The organism is Mycobacterium sp. MMS18-G62 (assembly GCF_053877835.1).
Window position 1 is genome coordinate 5,150,957 of sequence record NZ_CM132662.1, and the last position, 17,894, is coordinate 5,168,850.

22 protein-coding genes are annotated in these 17,894 nt (G+C 65.7%); 12 read left to right on the top strand and 10 right to left on the bottom strand.

The features are described 5' to 3' along the window. Positions 1–21: 21 nt before the first annotated feature. The 4 genes from ACWW36_RS25660 to ACWW36_RS25675 are packed head-to-tail and all read right to left on the bottom strand — an operon-like array spanning position 22 to position 2,599. A complete protein-coding gene (locus tag ACWW36_RS25660) occupies positions 22–750 on the bottom strand; it encodes a YqjF family protein (RefSeq protein ID WP_456138753.1) in 729 nt (242 codons plus the stop codon). A gap of 9 nt (positions 751–759) precedes the next feature. Next, on the bottom strand, positions 760–1,506 hold the full coding sequence (gene prcA, locus ACWW36_RS25665; protein WP_456138754.1) for a proteasome subunit alpha: 747 nt from the start codon (positions 1,504–1,506) through the stop codon (positions 760–762). Beyond that, on the bottom strand, positions 1,503–2,384 hold the full coding sequence (gene prcB / locus ACWW36_RS25670) for a proteasome subunit beta (RefSeq protein ID WP_456142624.1): 882 nt from the start codon (positions 2,382–2,384) through the stop codon (positions 1,503–1,505). Before prcB ends, prcA begins: the two co-directional genes overlap by 4 nt. Before the next feature lie 20 nt (positions 2,385–2,404). Continuing rightward, positions 2,405–2,599, bottom strand: coding sequence for a ubiquitin-like protein Pup (locus ACWW36_RS25675; protein WP_003887572.1), 195 nt, complete (start codon positions 2,597–2,599; stop codon positions 2,405–2,407). Between the two features lie 275 nt (positions 2,600–2,874). Between ACWW36_RS25675 and ACWW36_RS25680 the strand changes: the two genes are divergently transcribed. Then, positions 2,875–3,030, top strand: a complete 156-nt coding sequence (locus ACWW36_RS25680; RefSeq protein WP_456138755.1) for a hypothetical protein — start codon at positions 2,875–2,877, stop codon at positions 3,028–3,030. A gap of 54 nt (positions 3,031–3,084) precedes the next feature. On the opposite strand, the gene dop is transcribed toward ACWW36_RS25680, so the two are convergent. After that, entirely contained in the window at positions 3,085–4,581 is a 1,497-nt protein-coding gene (gene dop, locus ACWW36_RS25685; RefSeq protein WP_456138756.1) for a pup deamidase/depupylase, read from the bottom strand. 72 nt (positions 4,582–4,653) lie between these two features. Here dop and ACWW36_RS25690 point away from each other — a divergent pair, with 72 nt between their 5' ends. From ACWW36_RS25690 to ACWW36_RS25700, 3 genes are all read left to right on the top strand, one after another. After that, positions 4,654–5,796, top strand: a complete 1,143-nt coding sequence (locus ACWW36_RS25690; RefSeq protein ID WP_456138757.1) for a hypothetical protein — start codon at positions 4,654–4,656, stop codon at positions 5,794–5,796. Between the two features lie 28 nt (positions 5,797–5,824). After that, complete coding sequence (locus ACWW36_RS25695; protein ID WP_456138758.1) at positions 5,825–6,988, top strand: hypothetical protein; 1,164 nt, start codon at positions 5,825–5,827, stop codon at positions 6,986–6,988. A 112-nt stretch (positions 6,989–7,100) separates the two neighbouring features. After that, positions 7,101–7,727 carry a hypothetical protein gene (locus tag ACWW36_RS25700; RefSeq protein WP_456138759.1) on the top strand — a complete coding sequence of 209 codons (627 nt, stop codon included), beginning with the start codon at positions 7,101–7,103 and terminating at the stop codon, positions 7,725–7,727. 6 nt (positions 7,728–7,733) lie between these two features. Here ACWW36_RS25700 and arc read toward each other — a convergent pair whose 3' ends face one another. Then, positions 7,734–9,566, bottom strand: a complete 1,833-nt coding sequence (gene arc / locus ACWW36_RS25705; RefSeq protein WP_456138760.1) for a proteasome ATPase — start codon at positions 9,564–9,566, stop codon at positions 7,734–7,736. 145 nt (positions 9,567–9,711) lie between these two features. Between arc and ACWW36_RS25710 the strand changes: the two genes are divergently transcribed. Genes ACWW36_RS25710 through ACWW36_RS25720 form a run of 3 tightly spaced genes read left to right on the top strand, consistent with a single transcriptional unit; the run spans position 9,712 to position 11,066 of the window. Beyond that, positions 9,712–10,203: a hypothetical protein gene (locus ACWW36_RS25710; RefSeq protein ID WP_456138761.1), complete on the top strand. Its 492-nt coding sequence runs from the start codon at positions 9,712–9,714 to the stop codon at positions 10,201–10,203. Positions 10,204–10,210: 7 nt separating this feature from the next. Continuing rightward, positions 10,211–10,759, top strand: a complete 549-nt coding sequence (locus tag ACWW36_RS25715) for a hypothetical protein (protein ID WP_456138762.1) — start codon at positions 10,211–10,213, stop codon at positions 10,757–10,759. A 10-nt stretch (positions 10,760–10,769) separates the two neighbouring features. Continuing rightward, positions 10,770–11,066: a DUF503 domain-containing protein gene (locus tag ACWW36_RS25720; RefSeq protein ID WP_456138763.1), complete on the top strand. Its 297-nt coding sequence runs from the start codon at positions 10,770–10,772 to the stop codon at positions 11,064–11,066. Here the strand turns inward: ACWW36_RS25720 and ACWW36_RS25725 are convergent. Next, positions 11,063–11,893, bottom strand: coding sequence for a tRNA (adenine-N1)-methyltransferase (locus ACWW36_RS25725; RefSeq protein WP_456138764.1), 831 nt, complete (start codon positions 11,891–11,893; stop codon positions 11,063–11,065). The genes ACWW36_RS25720 and ACWW36_RS25725 overlap by 4 nt on opposite strands. Before the next feature lie 73 nt (positions 11,894–11,966). On the opposite strand from ACWW36_RS25725, the gene ACWW36_RS25730 reads away from it, so the two are divergent. The 5 genes from ACWW36_RS25730 to ACWW36_RS25750 are packed head-to-tail and all read left to right on the top strand — an operon-like array spanning position 11,967 to position 15,155. Continuing rightward, positions 11,967–12,851, top strand: coding sequence for a RecB family exonuclease (locus tag ACWW36_RS25730; protein ID WP_456138765.1), 885 nt, complete (start codon positions 11,967–11,969; stop codon positions 12,849–12,851). Further along, positions 12,848–13,645, top strand: a complete 798-nt coding sequence (locus ACWW36_RS25735) for a thioesterase family protein (protein ID WP_456138766.1) — start codon at positions 12,848–12,850, stop codon at positions 13,643–13,645. Before ACWW36_RS25730 ends, ACWW36_RS25735 begins: the two co-directional genes overlap by 4 nt. A gap of 46 nt (positions 13,646–13,691) precedes the next feature. Next, complete coding sequence (locus tag ACWW36_RS25740) at positions 13,692–14,009, top strand: ArsR/SmtB family transcription factor (protein ID WP_456138767.1); 318 nt, start codon at positions 13,692–13,694, stop codon at positions 14,007–14,009. Further along, a complete protein-coding gene (locus ACWW36_RS25745) occupies positions 14,006–14,506 on the top strand; it encodes an SRPBCC family protein (RefSeq protein ID WP_456138768.1) in 501 nt (166 codons plus the stop codon). Before ACWW36_RS25740 ends, ACWW36_RS25745 begins: the two co-directional genes overlap by 4 nt. Position 14,507: 1 nt before the next feature. Continuing rightward, positions 14,508–15,155: a flavodoxin family protein gene (locus ACWW36_RS25750; protein WP_456138769.1), complete on the top strand. Its 648-nt coding sequence runs from the start codon at positions 14,508–14,510 to the stop codon at positions 15,153–15,155. Here ACWW36_RS25750 and ACWW36_RS25755 read toward each other — a convergent pair. From ACWW36_RS25755 to hisG, 3 genes are all read right to left on the bottom strand, one after another. Next, positions 15,106–16,476 (bottom strand): FAD-containing oxidoreductase, encoded by a 1,371-nt coding sequence (locus ACWW36_RS25755; protein ID WP_456138770.1) that lies wholly within the window; start codon positions 16,474–16,476, stop codon positions 15,106–15,108. The genes ACWW36_RS25750 and ACWW36_RS25755 overlap by 50 nt on opposite strands. A 10-nt stretch (positions 16,477–16,486) precedes the next feature. Next, positions 16,487–16,969: a DUF4126 family protein gene (locus ACWW36_RS25760; RefSeq protein WP_456138771.1), complete on the bottom strand. Its 483-nt coding sequence runs from the start codon at positions 16,967–16,969 to the stop codon at positions 16,487–16,489. A gap of 69 nt (positions 16,970–17,038) precedes the next feature. Further along, on the bottom strand, positions 17,039–17,890 hold the full coding sequence (hisG, locus tag ACWW36_RS25765; RefSeq protein ID WP_456138772.1) for an ATP phosphoribosyltransferase: 852 nt from the start codon (positions 17,888–17,890) through the stop codon (positions 17,039–17,041). Positions 17,891–17,894 lie beyond the last annotated feature (4 nt).

The window sequence follows — 17,894 nt, forward strand, 5'->3', positions numbered from 1 at the left end:
GACATCTCGCCGAAGCGGTCGTCAACGCGTTACCGGCTTGATCACCCGCGGCTTCGTCGACCGCACCGGCAGCCCGAATCGCGCGGCCACGCCGTCGCTGAAGATCACGTGGTCGGGCGGCCGATTGCCGAGATCGCCGAGACCGACGGATGCCAACAGACCCTCGTCGTCGAAACCGATCAGCTCGGCCCGGCGCAGCGCCCAAACCGGATGCTCGTTGGGCATGTACCAGGTGCGGCCGCCGCGCGCGACGTGCAGTCCCCAGCGGGCGGTGAGGAAATGCTCCAGCGGGCCGGCAACCAGTCCGTCGCCGACGCGCACCTCGACCCTGCTCGCCGCTGACGTTGCGGGCCACCGCACCGTCGAGGTGTAGGTGCGGCGGTCGGCGTCCTCGCGGTAACCCATGCGAGCCCACCGATAGGGCACACCGAAGATCCATCTGCCCCCTGCGACCACGTCCGGCCGGTTGGTGTCGAGTGAGAGGAAGACCACGCCGCGGCGGCCGGTGCGGTCCACCGAATACAGCCGGACGTTGGTCTCCAAGAAAAGGCCGAAGAACTTCATCTGAAACGGCACCACACCGACGAAGCTGCTGCCCTCGAAGGTGTCCGGCTCGGTTCCCGCCGGATAGAGGTGCTCGATGCTTTTCGGGTCGACCGCCCAATGCAGGAACGACAGGTTCACCCAGTGCTGCCGCAGCATCCGCGGCCAGGGCAGAATCGGCGCCTCGGCCGTCACCAGCTCGGGCATGACCGAAATCTAGTCGCCGTCGGCCTTCTTGTCCTTCGAATCCGAATCATCAACGGGCAGAAGAGCTTCAAGGGCCGAGCCGATGATCCGCCGGAACGCCCGGCGAGGCCTGTTCGCGTCGAGGATGGCGACCTCCAGCGTCGACGGCCCCAATGTCCGCGGTTCCGAGCCACCGTTGCCGGCGCCCGCCTTCAGCGCATCGACGGCGATCTTCACGGCGTCGGATAGGTCGAGATTCTCCGAGTAGGACTCGTTGAGCGCCGACGCGATCGGCTCGGTGGTGCCGCCCATCACCACGAAATGAGGTTCGTCGGCGATCGACCCGTCGTACGTAATGCGGTACAGCTCAGGCGGTTTGGTCTCGCCGTAGTGTGCGACCTCGGCCACGCACAGCTCGACCTCATACGGCTTGGCCTGTTCGGTGAAGATCGTGCCGAGCGTTTGCGCATACACGTTGGCGAGCTGGCGGCCGGTTACATCGCGACGGTCATAGGCATACCCGCGGGTGTCGGCGAATTGGATGCCGCCGCGGCGCAGGTTGTCGAACTCGTTGAACCGGCCGACGGCGGCGAACCCGACCCTGTCGTAGAGCTCGCTGACCTTCTGCAGCGACCGCGAGGGGTTTTCCGCGACGAACAGCACACCGCCGGAGTACGCCAACGCCACCACACTTCGGCCGCGGGCGATGCCTTTGCGCGCGAGCTCCGAGCGCTCGCGCATCGCCTGCTCGGGCGAGATGAAATATGGAAAGCTCACGAGTCTCCTCGCGCGTCATGCGATTGAGCAGCGCTGTCGGGGCCGAAGGTGTCACTGCGCGAACGGCTTTCGATGACTTCGCGCGCCAGCTCGGCGATCCGGCTTTCGGGAACCTCCTCGGCGCCCTCGGCGCGAAGGATCACCGCGGTCGGATAGATGCCGCGCACCAGGTCCGGTCCGCCCGTCGCCGAGTCGTCGTCGGCCGCGTCGTAGAGCGCTTCCACCGCGACCCGCAGCGCCGAATCCCCATCCGTCACCCGTGAATAGAGCTTCTTCATCGACGACTTCGCGAAGATGGAACCCGATCCCACCGACTGGTAGCCCTCTTCTTCCAGGTTCCACCCGCCGGCAGCGTCGAACGACACGATTCGCCCGGCCGCATCCGGGTTCGGGTCGTCAAGGTCGTAGGCGGCGAGCAGCGGCAGCGCGACAAACCCCTGCAGGGCCGCACCCAGATTGCCGCGCACCATCGTCGCCAGCCGGTTGACCTTGCCGCGGAACGTGAGCGGCACGCCCTCGGTCTTCTCGTAATGCTCCAATTCGACGGCGTACAGCCGGGCGAACTCCACCGCGATCGCTGCCGTGCCGGCTATCCCGGTCGCGGTGTAGTCGTCGGTGATGTAGACCTTCTGCACATCGCGGCCGGCGATCATGTTGCCCTGCGTCGAGCGGCGATCGCCCGCCATCACCACGCCGCCCGGATACTTCAGCGCGACGATAGTGGTGCCGTGCGGCAGCGCGTCTCCCGGGCTGACGGCAGGTCCGTCCGCCCGATTGACGGGCAAGAGTTCGGGCGCCTGGCGGCGCAGCAGTTCAGAAAAGGACGACAGGTCCACAGGGACAGAAGGTGCTCCGGGTAGGGGTGACGGGAAGGCCAGCTGTTCGCGATGCGGCCAGGTCACTGGCCACCCTTCTGGACGTACGCGCGCACGAAGTCTTCGGCGTTCTCCTCGAGAACATCGTCGATCTCATCGAGCAGGTCGTCAGTCTCCTCGGCCAGCTTCTCGCGACGCTCTTGCCCGGCGGCCGTGCTGCCGGTGAGGTCGTCGTCCTCGCCGCCGCCACCGCCACGCTTGGTCTGCTCCTGAGCCATCGCTGCCTCCTGATAGTCATCGGCGGGCTCACAGCCGCCCGCCGGTTACTCCACACTACCGGTCAGCGCCCGCTGTGTTGGCCTTGGCGAACTCGGTGTCGCCACCGAACGCTGTACGCAAATTCCCAGTTAGTTTAGCCATTATGTAGCTATAGCGCTCAGCTAACAGAAGGGCTATAACCCGCCGTGACCAGGCCCTACAACCCGCAACACCCCAAGTTGGCCGCGCTCGAGCCGGTCATGCGGCTCGATCCGTTCGGGCAACCGGAGAAAGAATGAACCCAAGCGACTGCGCCCGCCGCTGCGACTGCAGCCATCCAAGCGAGTGCCTTTTCAGGCAATACGCACCCGAAAAGCCCAGCTTCGCGGTGGTGTGGATAGTCGGCGCGATCGTGTTCGCGGCGGTCATCCTGCTGGTGGTGTTGCTGTGACTCGCCCCAGGGCGTTGCCCGCTTGCAACACCACGGCGTCGCTACGGCGTACACCTAGGTGGTGAGCTGTTCTACCAGTTCCACGGCGCTGTTGACGGAGTCCAGCAGGGCTCCGACGTGCGCCTTACTCCCCCGCAGCGGCTCGAGGGTTGGAATCCGGACGAGTGAATCACCGCCCAGATCGAAGATCACCGAGTCCCAGCTGGCCGCGGCGATGTCGGCGCCGAATCGGCGCAGGCATTCCCCCCGGAAATAGGCGCGGGTGTCCGTGGGCGGGTTCTCCACGGCGTCGATCACCTGCTGCTCGTTGACAAGGCGTTTCATCGAGCCGCGTGCCACCAGCCGGTTGTACAGCCCCTTGTCCAACCGGACGTCGGAGTACTGCAGGTCCACCAGGTGCAGGCGCGGCGCCGACCAGCTCAGGTTCTCCCGATTCCGGAAGCCCTCCAGTAGCCGAAGCTTGGCAGGCCAGTCGAGGATCTCGGCGCATTCCATCGGGTCACGCTCGAGCAAGTCCAAGACGTTGGCCCACGTCTGCACGATGTCGGCGGCGCGTGGATCGGGATCGCGGCTGTCCACCAGCTTGGCCACCCGATCCAAGTAGATCCGTTGCAGCGCAAGGCCTGTCAGCTCGCGGCCGTCGGCAAGCGCGACGGTCGCGCGCAGCGACGGGTCTCGACTGACCACATGAACGGCGTGCACCGGCCGGGCCAGCGCCAGGTCCGTCAGATCCATGCCCTCTTCGATGAGGTCCAGCACCAGCGCCGTGGCGCCGAGCTTGAGGTAGGTCGACGTCTCCGCGAGATTCGCGTCGCCGATGATCACGTGCAGTCGCCGGTACTTGTCGGCGTCGGCATGCGGCTCGTCGCGGGTGTTGATGATGCCGCGCTTGAGCGTCGTCTCCAGGCCGACCTCGACCTCGATGTAGTCCGAGCGCTGCGACAGCTGGAAACCCGGCTCATCGCCCGACGGCCCGATGCCGACCCGCCCTGATCCGGTGATCACCTGCCGGGACACCAGGAACGGGGTCAGCCCCTGGATCACCGCGGAGAACGGCGTCTGGCGGCTCATCAGATAGTTCTCGTGCGACCCGTAGGAGGCGCCCTTGCCGTCTACGTTGTTCTTGTAGAGCTGCAGCTTGGCGGCGCCGGGAACGCTGGCCACGTGGCGCGCGGCGGCCTCCATGACGCGCTCCCCTGCCTTGTCCCAGATCACCGCGTCCAGCGGGTCGGTGCACTCGGGAGCTGAATACTCGGGATGCGCGTGGTCGACGTAGAGCCTGGCGCCGTTGGTCAGGATCATGTTGGCCGCGCCGACCTCGTCGGCGTCCACCACCGGTGGCGGGCCGGCCGAGCGGCTCAGGTCGAATCCGCGGGCGTCGCGCAGCGGCGACTCCACCTCGTAATCCCAGCGGGTGCGCTTGGCGCGCTGGATGCCGGCGGCCGCCGCGTAGGCGAGCACCGCCTGCGTTGAGGTCAGGATCGGATTCGCGGTCGGATCGGACGGCGATGAAATGCCGTACTCGACCTCGGTTCCGATAATCCGTTGCATGTCGCCCAGCGTAAGGGACGGATCGCAGTAGCCTGCGACCGTGCCATCTCCAGAGGAACAGCGTGGCGCTCCATGATTGACGTGACGCAACGACGGGCCGCTGACGCCTGGTTCCTCGACCGGGGTCTACCCGCAGTGCTGAGGCCCGGAGCGTTGGTTCGTCGGCTGTGGCCACGATCGGCACCGGCGTTGGCGATATTCGCGGTGTTCATGGCGAACTCCGCGCTCGTCGTCCAGATCACCGGGAAACACACAATCGACATCGAGGGCCAGCCGACGCGGACGGAGTGGTTCGTCCTGGCGCTGTTGGTCTTCGTGCTGCCGATCGCGGCGACAGTGGGCTGGCTGGTGTCACGCATTCACACGCTGCGCGGGCGCACGATCGCATCCACCGTCGCGGTCACCATCGCAATCGCGGGTGGCGTCCTGGGTGGCCCGAGCCCACGCGTGCTGGTCGACCTCATCGTGGAGGCGATCGTGATCGTCGCCATCCTCGCGTTGACGGCATGCGGCGCAGGTTCGATCTTCGGCTGGGCGGTCCAGATGACCATGTCCAACCTCGCCGCGGCAGGCTCATTGGTGGTCCGCGCCCTGCCGGTGCTGCTGCTGACGTTTCTCGTCTTCTTCAATTCGCCGGTATGGCTGATGGCCGCGTCGATCCCGCGCAGTCGCTTGTGGGTGGCGCTGCTGTTTCTCATCGCGATCGCGGCGGCGTTCGTGGTTTCAATCACCACCGAACGGGTCAGGACGGTGATGGCTTCCCCGTCACCGGCCGTCGACCGTTCCGCTCAGCTGGCCGGCACGCCGTTCGAGACGATGCCGCCTCCGGAACAGGCTCGGCCGTTGAGCCGGGCCGAGCGGCTCAATGTCATGTTCGTCGTCGCCGCATCGCAAATCAGCCAGATCCTGATCATCGCCGCGATGATGGCGCTGCTCTTCTTGGTCCTGGGCCTCATCCTGTTGACGCCCGAAGTCCTTGCGGCATGGACGCGCAACGGCCGCAGCGACGGCACGGTGCTCGGCATGACGATCCCCGTCCCGGATTCGCTGATTCAGGTCACGTTCTTCCTCGGTGCGCTGACGTTCATGTACATGAGCGCGCGCACGGCCAGCGACACGGAGTATCGGACCCGCTTCTTCGATCCGGTCATCGACGATCTTCGACTGACGTTGGCCGCGCGTAATCGTTACCGCGCGGCCGTATCGGCGCGCTGACCAGCGAGCACCGCTGCGATCGCGCACAATGTTGCGCGTGTCGGACATGCGACAGGTGCACGAGTGGTTCCTGCATCGCGGGCTGCCGCTGGTGCTGACCCGCCGGGTCCGGTCTCGCTCGCTGATCGAACGGTCGGCGCCCATGGTCAGCGGCATCGGCGCCGCGATCGCACTGACGATGACGCTGGCCGAGCTCACCGACGGTGACCCGGACTTCGGCTACGCGACCCGGCTGGGCGTGCTGACACTATTTCTGATCGCGGGACCGTTTGCGCTGTACCTGCTGCATCGGGCAGGCACCACGCTCAGTGAGGCAGGCCGGCGCTCGGCGGCGCTTCTGGTGATGGCGCTGTTCGTCTTTGGACTTCCGTTCGCAGGAAGCGGTTTCTCGGGTCTGGCCGCCGCGGAGGTGATCGGTTTCGCGATCGTTGCAGTCATCGCCATCTGGTTGACGTATGTGGGCATCGGCTCGATTGTCTTGTGGGCGTTTCGCTTTGCCTGGGTTCAGGTCGGCGCTCTCGGCACACTGATGAGCAGGGCGCTGCCTCTGCTGATGCTGACCGTGTTGGTGTATTTCACCGGCGAGCTGTGGCAGCTGTCGGCCCGGATGTCCCGCGAAAGGCTTTGGCAGACAATTGGATTCCTAGCTGTGGTGGCGATCATCTTCATGGTAACGACGATTCGCGACGAGGTACGCGCGCTCAGGGAAGACCGCGCCGAGCGGACGGATGCGGCCACCCTGCTGGCGGGCACGCCGCTGGCGATCGGCGAAGGAACTCAACCGGTTCGCACCCCGCTGTCGCCGGCCGAGCAGATCGACGTCGTCGCAGTCATGGTGGTGGCCCAGGCCATCCAGGTGGTGTTGTTCACCGCGGGCCTGTTCGCTTTCTTCCTGGCGCTCGGCATCGTGTCCGTCCCCGACGACGTCGCCGTGCTGTGGTCGTCGGAGCAGAGCTGTCCGATCGGTGAACCGCCTTGTCCCGGAACGTGGTTCGGTATCCACGTGCCCGTACCGCAGACGATCGTGCACATGTCTCTGTTGGTCGCGGTACTATCGGGTCTCTACTTCACCGTCAGCACCAGCGTGGACCCGCTGTACCGTCAGCGATTCTTCGATCCGCTGATCGCCGACGTGGCCGTCAGCCTGGCCGGCCGTGACGCGTACCTGGAAATGGAGAACTCCCGGCCCTAACCACCGCGTGGGCCCACGCGCAAGCTGGGGACGTGCGTGTCTATCCGGCGACACGCCAGTAATTGTGTACGTTTCGCGCACGCTCGTGACGCGTGAGAGTTACGTTGCGGGCATGGCCGCCGACGACGTCACGATGATCGACGACGTGTTCGGGAAGCGCTACGGCGAGGTGCTCCTCGTCCGCGTCACCGAATCCGGACCCGAAGCAACCGTCTACAACACCTTTCCGCTCAATGACTGCCCCGCAGAATTGTGGGACAAGCTCGATGCGCAGGCCATCGCCGCCGAAAACGGCGCCGCAGCCGCACTACTCAACGGTCCTCGCTACTGGCTGATGAGCAGCATCGGAAAACTAGGCGCAGAAGCTCAGGAGCGCAAGAGCTTCGGTGCTATCGAGATGATCCGCCAGGCGACGGTCAAACTGACGTCGATGAATCCGGCGCCGTACAAAGTCAACCGGGTGGATCGCAAAGCGATCTTCGTCTTCGACGCGGGCCGCGAGATCTACGAACTCATCGACCCCGACGGTCGGCGTTGGGTCATGCAGACATGGAGCCAGACCGTGGATCACTCGCTGGCCCTCACGGATCTGCCTACGCTCGCAAGCCGGTTGTCGCTGCCCGAAGGGTGGCGTTACGAGCCGAGGACGCCGTCGACGCCGCTGCGCGTCGACACGACGAACGCTGAAGCATGCGTGACCCAGGACGACTTGGCCAACAGCTACTCGCTGCAGACGTAGGCCGCCTTACAGGTACTGCCCCAGGTTCGATTCGGTATCAATGGCACGGCTCGCACTCGACGACTTGCCGGTGACCAGCGTGCGGATGTAGACGATCCGCTCGCCCTTCTTGCCCGAAATCCGGGCCCAGTCATCGGGATTCGTCGTGTTGGGCAGGTCCTCGTTCTCGGCGAACTCGTCGACGATCGAGTCGAGCAGATGCTGGATACGCAGACCGGGTTGCCCGGTCTCCAGCACCGACTTGATCGCGTTCTTCTTCGCGCGGTCGACGACGTTCTGGATCATCGCGCCGGAGTTGAAGTCCTTGAAGTACATGACTTCCTTGTCACCGTTGGCGTAGGTGACCTCCAGGAACCGGTTGTCGTCGATCTCGGCGTACATCCGGTCGACGACCTTGACGATCATCGCCTCGATGCAGGCCGTGCGGTCCTGGCCGAATTCGGCCAAGTCGTCGGTGTGTATCGGCAGTTCCTCGGTGAGGTACTTGCTGAAGATGTCTTGTGCCGCTTCGGCGTCCGGCCGCTCGATCTTGATCTTGACGTCCAGGCGGCCGGGCCGCAGGATCGCCGGGTCGATCATGTCCTCGCGGTTGGAGGCGCCGATCACGATGACGTTCTCCAGGCCCTCGACGCCGTCGATCTCGCTGAGCAGCTGTGGCACGACCGTGGTTTCGACGTCCGAGGACACGCCCGTGCCGCGGGTGCGGAAGATCGAGTCCATCTCGTCGAAGAACACGATCACCGGGGTGCCTTCCGACGCCTTCTCACGGGCGCGCTGGAAGATCAGCCGGATGTGGCGCTCGGTCTCACCGACGAACTTGTTCAGCAGTTCCGGGCCCTTGATGTTGAGGAAGTAGCTCTTCGCCTCGCGGGCGTCATCACCACGCACCTCGGCCATCTTCTTGGCCAGCGAGTTGGCGACCGCCTTGGCGATCAGCGTCTTACCGCACCCGGGCGGACCGTAGAGCAGCACACCCTTGGGCGGGCGCAGCGAGTACTCGCGGTAGAGCTCCTTGTGCAGGAACGGCAGCTCGACGGCGTCGCGGATCTGCTCGATCTGCCTGCCGAGGCCGCCGATGTCGTTGTAGCTGACGTCGGGAACCTCTTCGAGGACCAGGTCCTCGACCTCGGCCTTGGGGATGCGCTCGAACGCGTAGCCGGCCTTGGTGTCCACGAGCAGCGAGTCGCCGGGGCGCAGCTTGCGCGGGCGCAGATCGTCGTCGCGTTCGTCGTCGTAGCCGTCGGGGAGATGCTCGGTGGCGACCAGCGGCTCGGCCAGCCAGACGATGCGCTCCTCGTCGGCGTGCCCGACCACCAGCGCGCGGTGGCCGTCGGCGAGGATCTCCCGCAGCGTGCTGATCTCACCGACCGCTTCGAAGTTGCCGGCCTCGACGACGGTCAGCGCCTCGTTGAGGCGAACCGTCTGTCCCTGCTTCAGCGTGTTGGTGTCGATGTTCGGGGAGCACGTGAGACGCATCTTGCGGCCGGAGGTGAACACATCGACGGTGTCGTCGTCCTGCACGCCCAGAAGCACGCCGTAACCGCTCGGCGGCTGGCCCAGCCGGTCGACCTCTTCGCGCAATGCGAGCAACTGCTGACGGGCCTCTTTGAGGGTTTCCATCAGCTTGGCGTTACGAGCGGCGAGCGAGTCGATCCGGGCCTCTAACTGGTGCACGTCGCGGGCGCTGCGAAGTCCACTCTGCGGGCCCACGGCGTTCTCCAGCTGCTCGCGAAGGATCGCAGCCTCTCGGCGCAGCTCCTCCAGCTCCGCGGCATCCTCGCTGGACATGCCGGATTCCGGGGAAGTTCCAAAACCGTCCGAACGCTCTGACTCACTCATGTTGCGCTCCCTCCCGCACCGAATATTGGTGCAGTAACAACTTCAACGCTACCGGCGATTCAGCCTTTGTGTGCGGTGTAGGAATTCGACACACCAGCAACACTGTTAACCTCTCTCGTAAGTTGGGCCGATCGAAAGGACAATCGTGACCCTGAAAACCCTCGTTACCGGCGTTGCAGCAGTGGCTGTGATCGGCGGTGCCGCGGCAGGTGTGACTTCCATTGCATCACCCGTCTTGTCATCGTCCCCGGCAGTGCAACCCGTCGTGTGGGACGCCCCATTCCCGCAGGCGCCGGCGCCGGATCTGCAGGGTCCGCTGATGCAGACACTTCAGGCTCTCGCCGGTGGCGGCTCGTTCGCCGGCAAGGCGTCCTACATCCAAGGCGGGATGGGCAGGATCGAAACGATCGCCGCCGACCGGGCCTACAACCGGGCGGCCGCAGAGGGCAAGTTCCCGCTGACGTTCAACATCGCCAACGTCGATCAAGAGGGCGGCTTGGCGACCGCCGACGTCACCGCAACCTCAGCGCAGGGGGCCACCGCCACGCAAAACATCCAGTTCGTGGCCGGACCGAGCCCGACGGGCTGGCAGATCGCGAAGCAGTCCGCCCTGAACCTGCTCTCGGCGGCGGGCTGATCAACGAGTGCACCGCACCACTTGTGCCGTAGTCCTGGGCGCCGTCGCAATTGCGGCGGCGCTCGGGCTTAGCGGGTGTGGTGACGATGACACCGGCAAGCCGGCGGCATCCGTCGAGACGCCGCGGCCGATCACCAAGCCCCCGGCGATGCCGACCCCGCCACCGCCGTCCACGGCTCCGCTGCCTGCCCCAACGGCGCTGACCGACGTGATGGCCCGGCTGACCGATCCGAACATCCCCGGCGCCGAGAAGCTCGGCCTGGTCGAATACGCGACCGCCGACGACGCCGCCTCGCTCGACCGCTTCACCAAAGCCTTGAAGGACGGCGGCTTCATGCCGTTGTCGTTCGACGCCAATGACATGACCTGGGCGCAAGCCCATCCGGGAAATGTCGTGGCCAACATCGTCATCAAGACGTCCAATCGTGGCAGCGGCGGCGACTTCACGTTCCCGATGGAGTTCAGCCCGACCCACGGCACCTGGCAGCTCACCCGCCAGACCGCCGACATGCTGCTGAAACTGGGCCAGGAGCAGACCGCGACTCCGACCCGCTGAGCGTTCGGCGATGTGGATCGGCTGGCTCGAATTCGACCTGCTGCTCGGCGATGTCCGCTCGCTCAAACAGAAGCGCTCGGCCATCCGTCCCGTCATCGCCGAACTGCAGCGCAGATTCGCGGTGTCTGCCGCCGAAACCGGTTCCTTGGACCTGCACCGGCGCGCCAGCATCGGCGTGACCGTGGTGTCGGCAGACCGAGCACACGCCGTCGATGTGCTCGATGCGGCCGAGCGATTGGTGGCCTCACGCCCCGAGATGGATCTGCTTTCTGTGCGTCGCGGTTTGCGGCGCAGCACCGACGACTAACCGAGTTGGCGCTTGCGCCGCAACGGAATCGGGGCGACGGCGCCAGGCGCCAATTTGCGCACGCTGATCAGAAACGCCGTGTGCCCGCGCATCGTGTGTTGCGGACGCACAGCGAGACCGACGACGTGCCAACCGCGTTGCATGCTTTCCCATGCCCGCGGCTCGGTCCAGCACTGCTGCTCGCGCAGCGCCTCGACCGTGCGTGACAACTGGGTGACCGTCGCGACGTAAATCATCAGCACCCCGCCTGGCACCAACGCGCGTGCGATCGCGTCGAGAACCTCCCACGGGGACAGCATGTCGAGCACCACGCGGTCGACTTCCGGACCTGAATAGTCGGCGACGTCGGCGATCACCAACTCCCAATTCGCCGGGCGCTCACCGAAGAACGTTGTGACGTTCCGCTCGGCGTGAACGGCATGGTCGTCGCGCACGTCGTAGGAGATCACCCGGCCGTCGGGTCCGACGGCGCGCAGCAGTGAACACGTCAGCGCTCCTGAACCGGCCCCGGCCTCCACCACGCGTGCGCCCGGGAAGATGTCACCTTCGTGCACGATCTGCGCGGCGTCCTTGGGATAGACCACCTGTGCGCCGCGCGGCATCGACATCACGTAGTCGACGAGCAGCGGCCGCAGCACCAGGAACTGGTCGCCGCTGGTGGACTTGACCACGCTGCCCTCCGGCAGCCCGATGACGTTGTCGAGCGCGATGATGCCGCGATGAGTGTGGAACTCGCCGCCGGGCGTCAGGATCATCGTGTAGTGCCGACCCTTCGCATCGGTGAGCTGCACGCGATCACCGACTTCGAACGGACCCGTTCTTGGCACACTGTTTACCCTGCCAGTTGACGCGCCGGGACGGGTGCGCGGGGTTGTCGGCGCGTCGGCCTACGCTGCCAATATGAGTGACGAACCGGCTCCGGTGCGTCGCCCGGCGTTGTCGCCGTCCCGGGCCAGTGACTTCAAGCAGTGCCCGCTGCTGTACCGGTTCCGCGCGATCGACCGGCTGCCCGAACCGTCGTCAGCGGCGCAGGTGCGAGGTTCGGTAGTGCACGCAGCGCTCGAGCAGCTCTATGGCCTGCCGGCCGCCGAACGTGACCGCGAGACGGCGCTGACTCTCGTCGACCCTGCGTGGGAGCGAGTCGTCGCCGGACAGCCAGAGCTCGCCGCCGAAATGGAGCCGGTGCTGCGGGCAGAGCTGCTCGAGGAGGCCAGGGCGCTGCTGTCGGGCTACTACCGGCTCGAGGACCCGACGCGGTTCAACCCCGAAAGCTGCGAGCAGCGCGTCGAAGTCGAGCTTGAAGACGGCACGCTGCTGCGCGGTTTCGTCGACCGAATCGACGTCGCGCCCACCGGTGAGTTACGCGTGGTCGACTACAAGACTGGGAAGGCGCCGCCGGAGGCGCGCGCACTGGCCGAGTTCAAGGCCATGTTCCAGATGAAGTTCTATGCGGTGGCGCTGCTGCGCTCGCGTGGTGTGCTGCCGGCCCGGCTGCGGCTGCTGTACCTGGCCGACGGCCAGGTACTGGACTACTCCCCCGATCTCGACGAGCTGCTGCGGTTCGAGAAGACGTTGATGGCGATCTGGCGGGCCATCCAATCGGCCGGGGCCACCGGCGATTTCCGGCCTCATCCGTCGCGGCTGTGTGACTGGTGCGCACACCATGCGCACTGCCCGGTTTTCGGCGGTACACCGCCGCCGTATCCGGGTTGGCCCGAGAGCCCCGACGAGGGCGCGGATTCCGACGACGACGCCGTGCTGCACTCGTCGGAGCCGGCTGCGTGATCGAATGCCATTACCGTCGGCTGCCCGCCGACGGCGAGTTTCAAGTCTTCGAGTCCACGGACGGCACCCGCAGCAACTGGGATCGCGAAATCCAGCACGGCTCACCGCCGCTCGCGCTGATGACCAAGCTCATCGAGGAAATGGCCGCCGATACCGGTTTGCACGTCGGCCGGCTGACGCTGGACATCCTCGGCGCGATTCCGGTCAGTCGCGTGCGGGTGCGGGCCTGGGTTGAGCGTCCTGGTGCACGAATTTCGATGATGGCCGCCGAGATGCTGGCGTCGCGTCCCGACGGCGGTGAACGAGCAGTCGCCCGCGTCACAGCGTGGCTGCTGGCGACCAGCGACACCGCCGACGTGGCGACCGACCGCTTCCCGCCGATAGTCGAAGGCGAGGCGGTTCCGGTGCCGCACAGTTGGGAGGGCGCCACGGGCTACCTCGAGACGGTGAGCTGGCGCAGGCAGTGCATCACGGACGCCGGGGCGAATGTGGTCTGGCTCAGTCCGCTGGTGCACCCGGTCGATTCGGAGGAAACGACCAACCTGCAGCGGCTCGCGATGGTGGTCGACTGCGCCAACGGCGCCGGCGCCGCGCTGGATCCCGAGAATTTCGTGTTCATGAACACCGACACCAGCGTGCACGTGCACCGGCTGCCGATCGGCAACGATTTCGCGCTGCGAGCGCGCGGCTCGATCGGGCCCGACGGCATCGGCGTCACAACCGCGGAAATCTTTGACCGCCAAGGGTTTATCGGGACCGTAGCGCAGACGCTGCTGGTCCAGCGGCGGCCGTAGGTTATATGCGCTTGCATCTATATAGATGTAGTGCAATACTAGCCGCATGGATGTCTTCGAAGCGGTCGCCGAGCCCAGTCGGCGCGCGCTGCTCGACGCGCTCATCGACGGTGAACGCACCGCCGGTGAACTGGTCTCGACGCTCCCCGGCCTGACCCAGCCGACGGTGTCGCGGCACTTGCGGGTGTTGCGCGAGGTCGGGCTCGTCGAGGTGCGGCCCGATGCCCAGCGCCGCATCTACGCGTTGCGCGCCGACGGACTGGTCGCAATCGACGAATGGATCAACCGCTACCGCCGCTACTGGGCCGATCATCTCGACGCCCTCGAGCGGCATCTCGAATCGACACGCAAGGAGACGAAATGACCGGGCGGGAAGGAAAACTCACAGTCGACGGCGACCGGGCAGTGCTCAATTTCGAACGGCGCCTGCCCTTTCCGATCGAAGTGGTCTGGTCGGCCATCACGGATCCGCAGCAAAGAGAGCAATGGTTCGGCACGACCACCATCGACCCCCGCGAGGGTGGAGAGATCGACATGGTTGCGACCGGTCCGCCACTGCCGCCTGAACGCAAGCGGATGACGGGACGCATCTTGGTCTGGGATCCGCCCAATGTCCTTGAGCATGAATGGAAGCAGCCGATCGTCGAGGACGGTGTCGTGCGCTACGAGTTGACCGCTGACGGTGATGGCACCGTGCTTCGTTTCACCCATCGCGGTCTGGGTGTGCGCAACGCGAGCGGCTTCTTCGGCGGCACACATGCGTACCTCGACCGGTTGGAAGCCTATCTCGCTGGCGGCGAATTGCCGGAATGGTCGACACGTCGCCTTGAAGTCAACCAAACACAGCGGGAGGCGAATTAACATGCAACACAACGGTTCCGATATCGCAGCACCCACACTTGCGGTTGCCTTCCACTCCGGGTTCGGCCACACTGCTGTGCTCGCAGATGCCGTGGCTTCAGGTGCCCGCGGGACAGGTGCCGATGTCAACGTGATCGCCGTCGATCGCATGACGGATGCGGACTGGGACATTCTCGACCGCGCCGACGGGATTGTGTTCGGCTGCGCAACGTACATGGGCAACGTCTCGGCGGGCTTTCAGACGTTCGCGGAACAGACCGGGCGACGTTGTCTCAACGGGACGTGGCGGGACAAGATCGCAGCGGGTTTCACCAATTCCGGTGCCAAGAGCGGCGACAAGGTCAACACGTTGGTCTCGCTTGCGGTCTTCGCGGCCCAGCACCATATGCATTGGGTGAACCTGGGTTTGGGAGCGGGCTGGAACAGCGCAGCGGGCAGCGAGAACGACTTGAACCGGTTGGGTTTCTGGCTGGGCGCCGGCGCGCAGACCGATGTCGACGCCAATCCCGATCAAGTGCACCCCTCGGACGTGCGAACCTGTCGCCACCTCGGGCAGCGGGTCGCGCTGGTGACACGGCAGTTCAACGTCGGGAAGTCGGCTACTGCAGCGGTTTCATCTCCTGCAGCAGGGTCGGCACCAGCTCACTGACCGTCGGATGGATGTGCATGGTGCGTGATATCGCGGTGTAGGGCTTCTTGGCCGACATGACGTCGAGGATCGCGTGCACGACCTCGTCACCGCCGACGCCGAGGATCGCCGCGCCGAGGATCTCTTCGGTGTCGGCGTCGACGACCACCTTCATGAAACCTTGTGTCTCGCCCTTCTCGATCGCACGCCCGACCCGCGTCATGGGACGCTTGCCCACCAACGCCTTTCGGCCTGACTTGCGCACCTGATCGACGGTCATCCCGGCTCGGCCCAGCGGCGGGTCGATGTACAGCGCGTAGGTCAGAACGCGGTCACTGACACGCCTCGGGTCGTCGTCGAGCAAGTTGGCCGCGACGATCTCGAAGTCGTTGTACGAGGTGTGGGTGAACGCCCCGCGTCCGTTGCAGTCCCCCATCGCCCAGATGTGGTCGACGTTGGTGCGCAGCTGGTCGTCGACGACGATGTAGCCGCGGTGGTCGGTTTCCACGCCCGCCTTGTCCAAGCCCAGGTCGTCGGTGTTGGGTTGACGGCCGACGGCCATCAGCAGGTGAGTTCCGGTGATCGGTTCTGCACCGTCGCGGGGCACCACCTCGAACCCGTTGTCGCGCTTGGCGAAGCGGATTGCCGTCGCGTCGACCACCACGTCGATGCCCTCTGCTTCGAGGATGTCCTTGATGGTTTCTGAGACGTCTGCATCCTCGCGCGACGTCAGCCGCGGCCCTTTTTCGATGACGGTGACTCGGGCGCCGAACCGGCGATACATCTGGGCGAACTCCAGCGCGATGTAGCTGCCACCGATGATCACGAGATGCTCTGGCACCGTGTCGAGTTCGAGGATGCCGACGTTTGTCAGGTAGTCGACGTCCGACAGCCCCGGCATGTCGGGCGCCACCGCGCGGCCGCCGACGTTGAGAAAGATCTTGTCGGCTTCGAGCACTCGGCCGTCGACGCTGATCGTATGCGGATCTTCGAAGCGGGCGTGCCCGCGGATGAGTGTGCAGCCGGACATACCCTCTAGCCACGACTCGACACCGTTACGGTCGTCGAGCATGACTTTGTCCTTGCGAGCCTTGACCTTCCCCATGTCGACGGTGACTTCGCCTGTGCCGACGCCGTATTCGGCTCCGCGCCGAGCCAGATGGGCGGCGTGCGCGCTGGCGACCAGTGTCTTGGTGGGGATACAGCCGGTGTTCACACATGTGCCACCGACCAGTTTGCGCTCGATCACCGCGACGGTCTGTCCGGCCTCGGTGAGTCTGCCCGCCAGTGGTGGACCGGCCTGACCCGCGCCGACGATGATCGCGTCGAACTTCTCTGCCATGGTGCAGGACTCAGACGAAGCTGACGAGATAGGCGATCAGAAACCCACCGCCGACCGCCACCACGTCTTCGATGAGCGCGCCGGGCCGGTCACGTCCACCGTTGGCCGCGGTCAGACGCTGCCTGGCCTCCGCACCGCCGAGCGTTCCGAGGACAGCACCGATTACTCCGGCGCCCATACCGACGAACGTGTGATGCGTTGCGCTGCCGACCACCGCGCCTGCGAACGCGCCCATGATGAGCCGCGTGGTGAACTGCGGCGTCGTCTTGCGGCTCGGGGTCTTGGGAAGCTGATCGGTGACCAGTTCGATCACGAGGAAGATCGTCAGCACGGTGACAGTAATCGGATGCGCCACCCATTCCGACCACTTGCCGTCGACGTCGATCCAGCCAAGGGTCGCGCCCCACGCGACGACCGCCGGGGCGGTCAGCGCACGCAGACCGGCGATCACACCGATCAGCAGGGCGAGCACGATAACCAGAACCTGCGTCATGACAACCTCCCGACCGGTGAAAACCGCCACCGGGACGCTAACACGCAGGGTGGCCGGGAGCCGGTCGAATCAGAAGCGGCAGAACCGGATGTCGGAGGCCAGGATCGCCTTCGCGCCGATGGCGGCGAGCTCGTCCATGATGGCGTTGACATCCCGACGCGGCACCAGCGCGCGCACCGCAACCCAGGCAGGGTCGGCGAGCGGAGCGATGGTCGGTGACTCCAGGCCGGGCGTGACAGCAGTGGCGTCGTCGAGAACGCTGCGCGGGCAGTCGTAGTCGAGCATCAGGTACTGCTGGCCGAACACGACGCCCTGTACCCGGCCCGCGAGCTGGTCGCGCGCGGCCGCGTTCTCGCCGCCGGCGTTGTCCTGTTCGATGAGCACCGCTTCCGAATCGCACAGCGATTCGCCGAACGCCACCAGGTCGTGCAGCCCGAGTGTGCGACCCGAGCCGACCACATCGGCGATCGCGTCGGCGACGCCGAGTTGCACCGAAATCTCGACGGCACCGTCGAGCCGGATCACCGTCGCGTCAATCCCGCGCAACGCCAGGTCTTTTCGCACAAGGTGGGGAAAAGCGGTGGCGATCCGTTTTCCCGCGAGGTCCTCGACGCGCCACTGGCGCCCCGCCGGCGCGGCGTAGCGGAAGCTCGATGAGCCGAATCCCAGTGCAAGCCGCTCGCGTACGGGCGCATCGGATTCCAGGGCGAGATCCCTGCCGGTGATGCCCAGGTCCAGCTGGCCCGAGCCGACGTAGATGGCAATGTCTTTGGGCCGCAGGAAGAAGAACTCGACATTGTTGACCGGGTCGACGACGGTGAGGTCCTTGGCGTCGGTACGCCGCCGGTAGCCGGCCTCAGAGAGAATCTCGGCGGCGGGTTCGGACAGTGTGCCCTTGTTGGGTACCGCGACACGCAGCATGCCG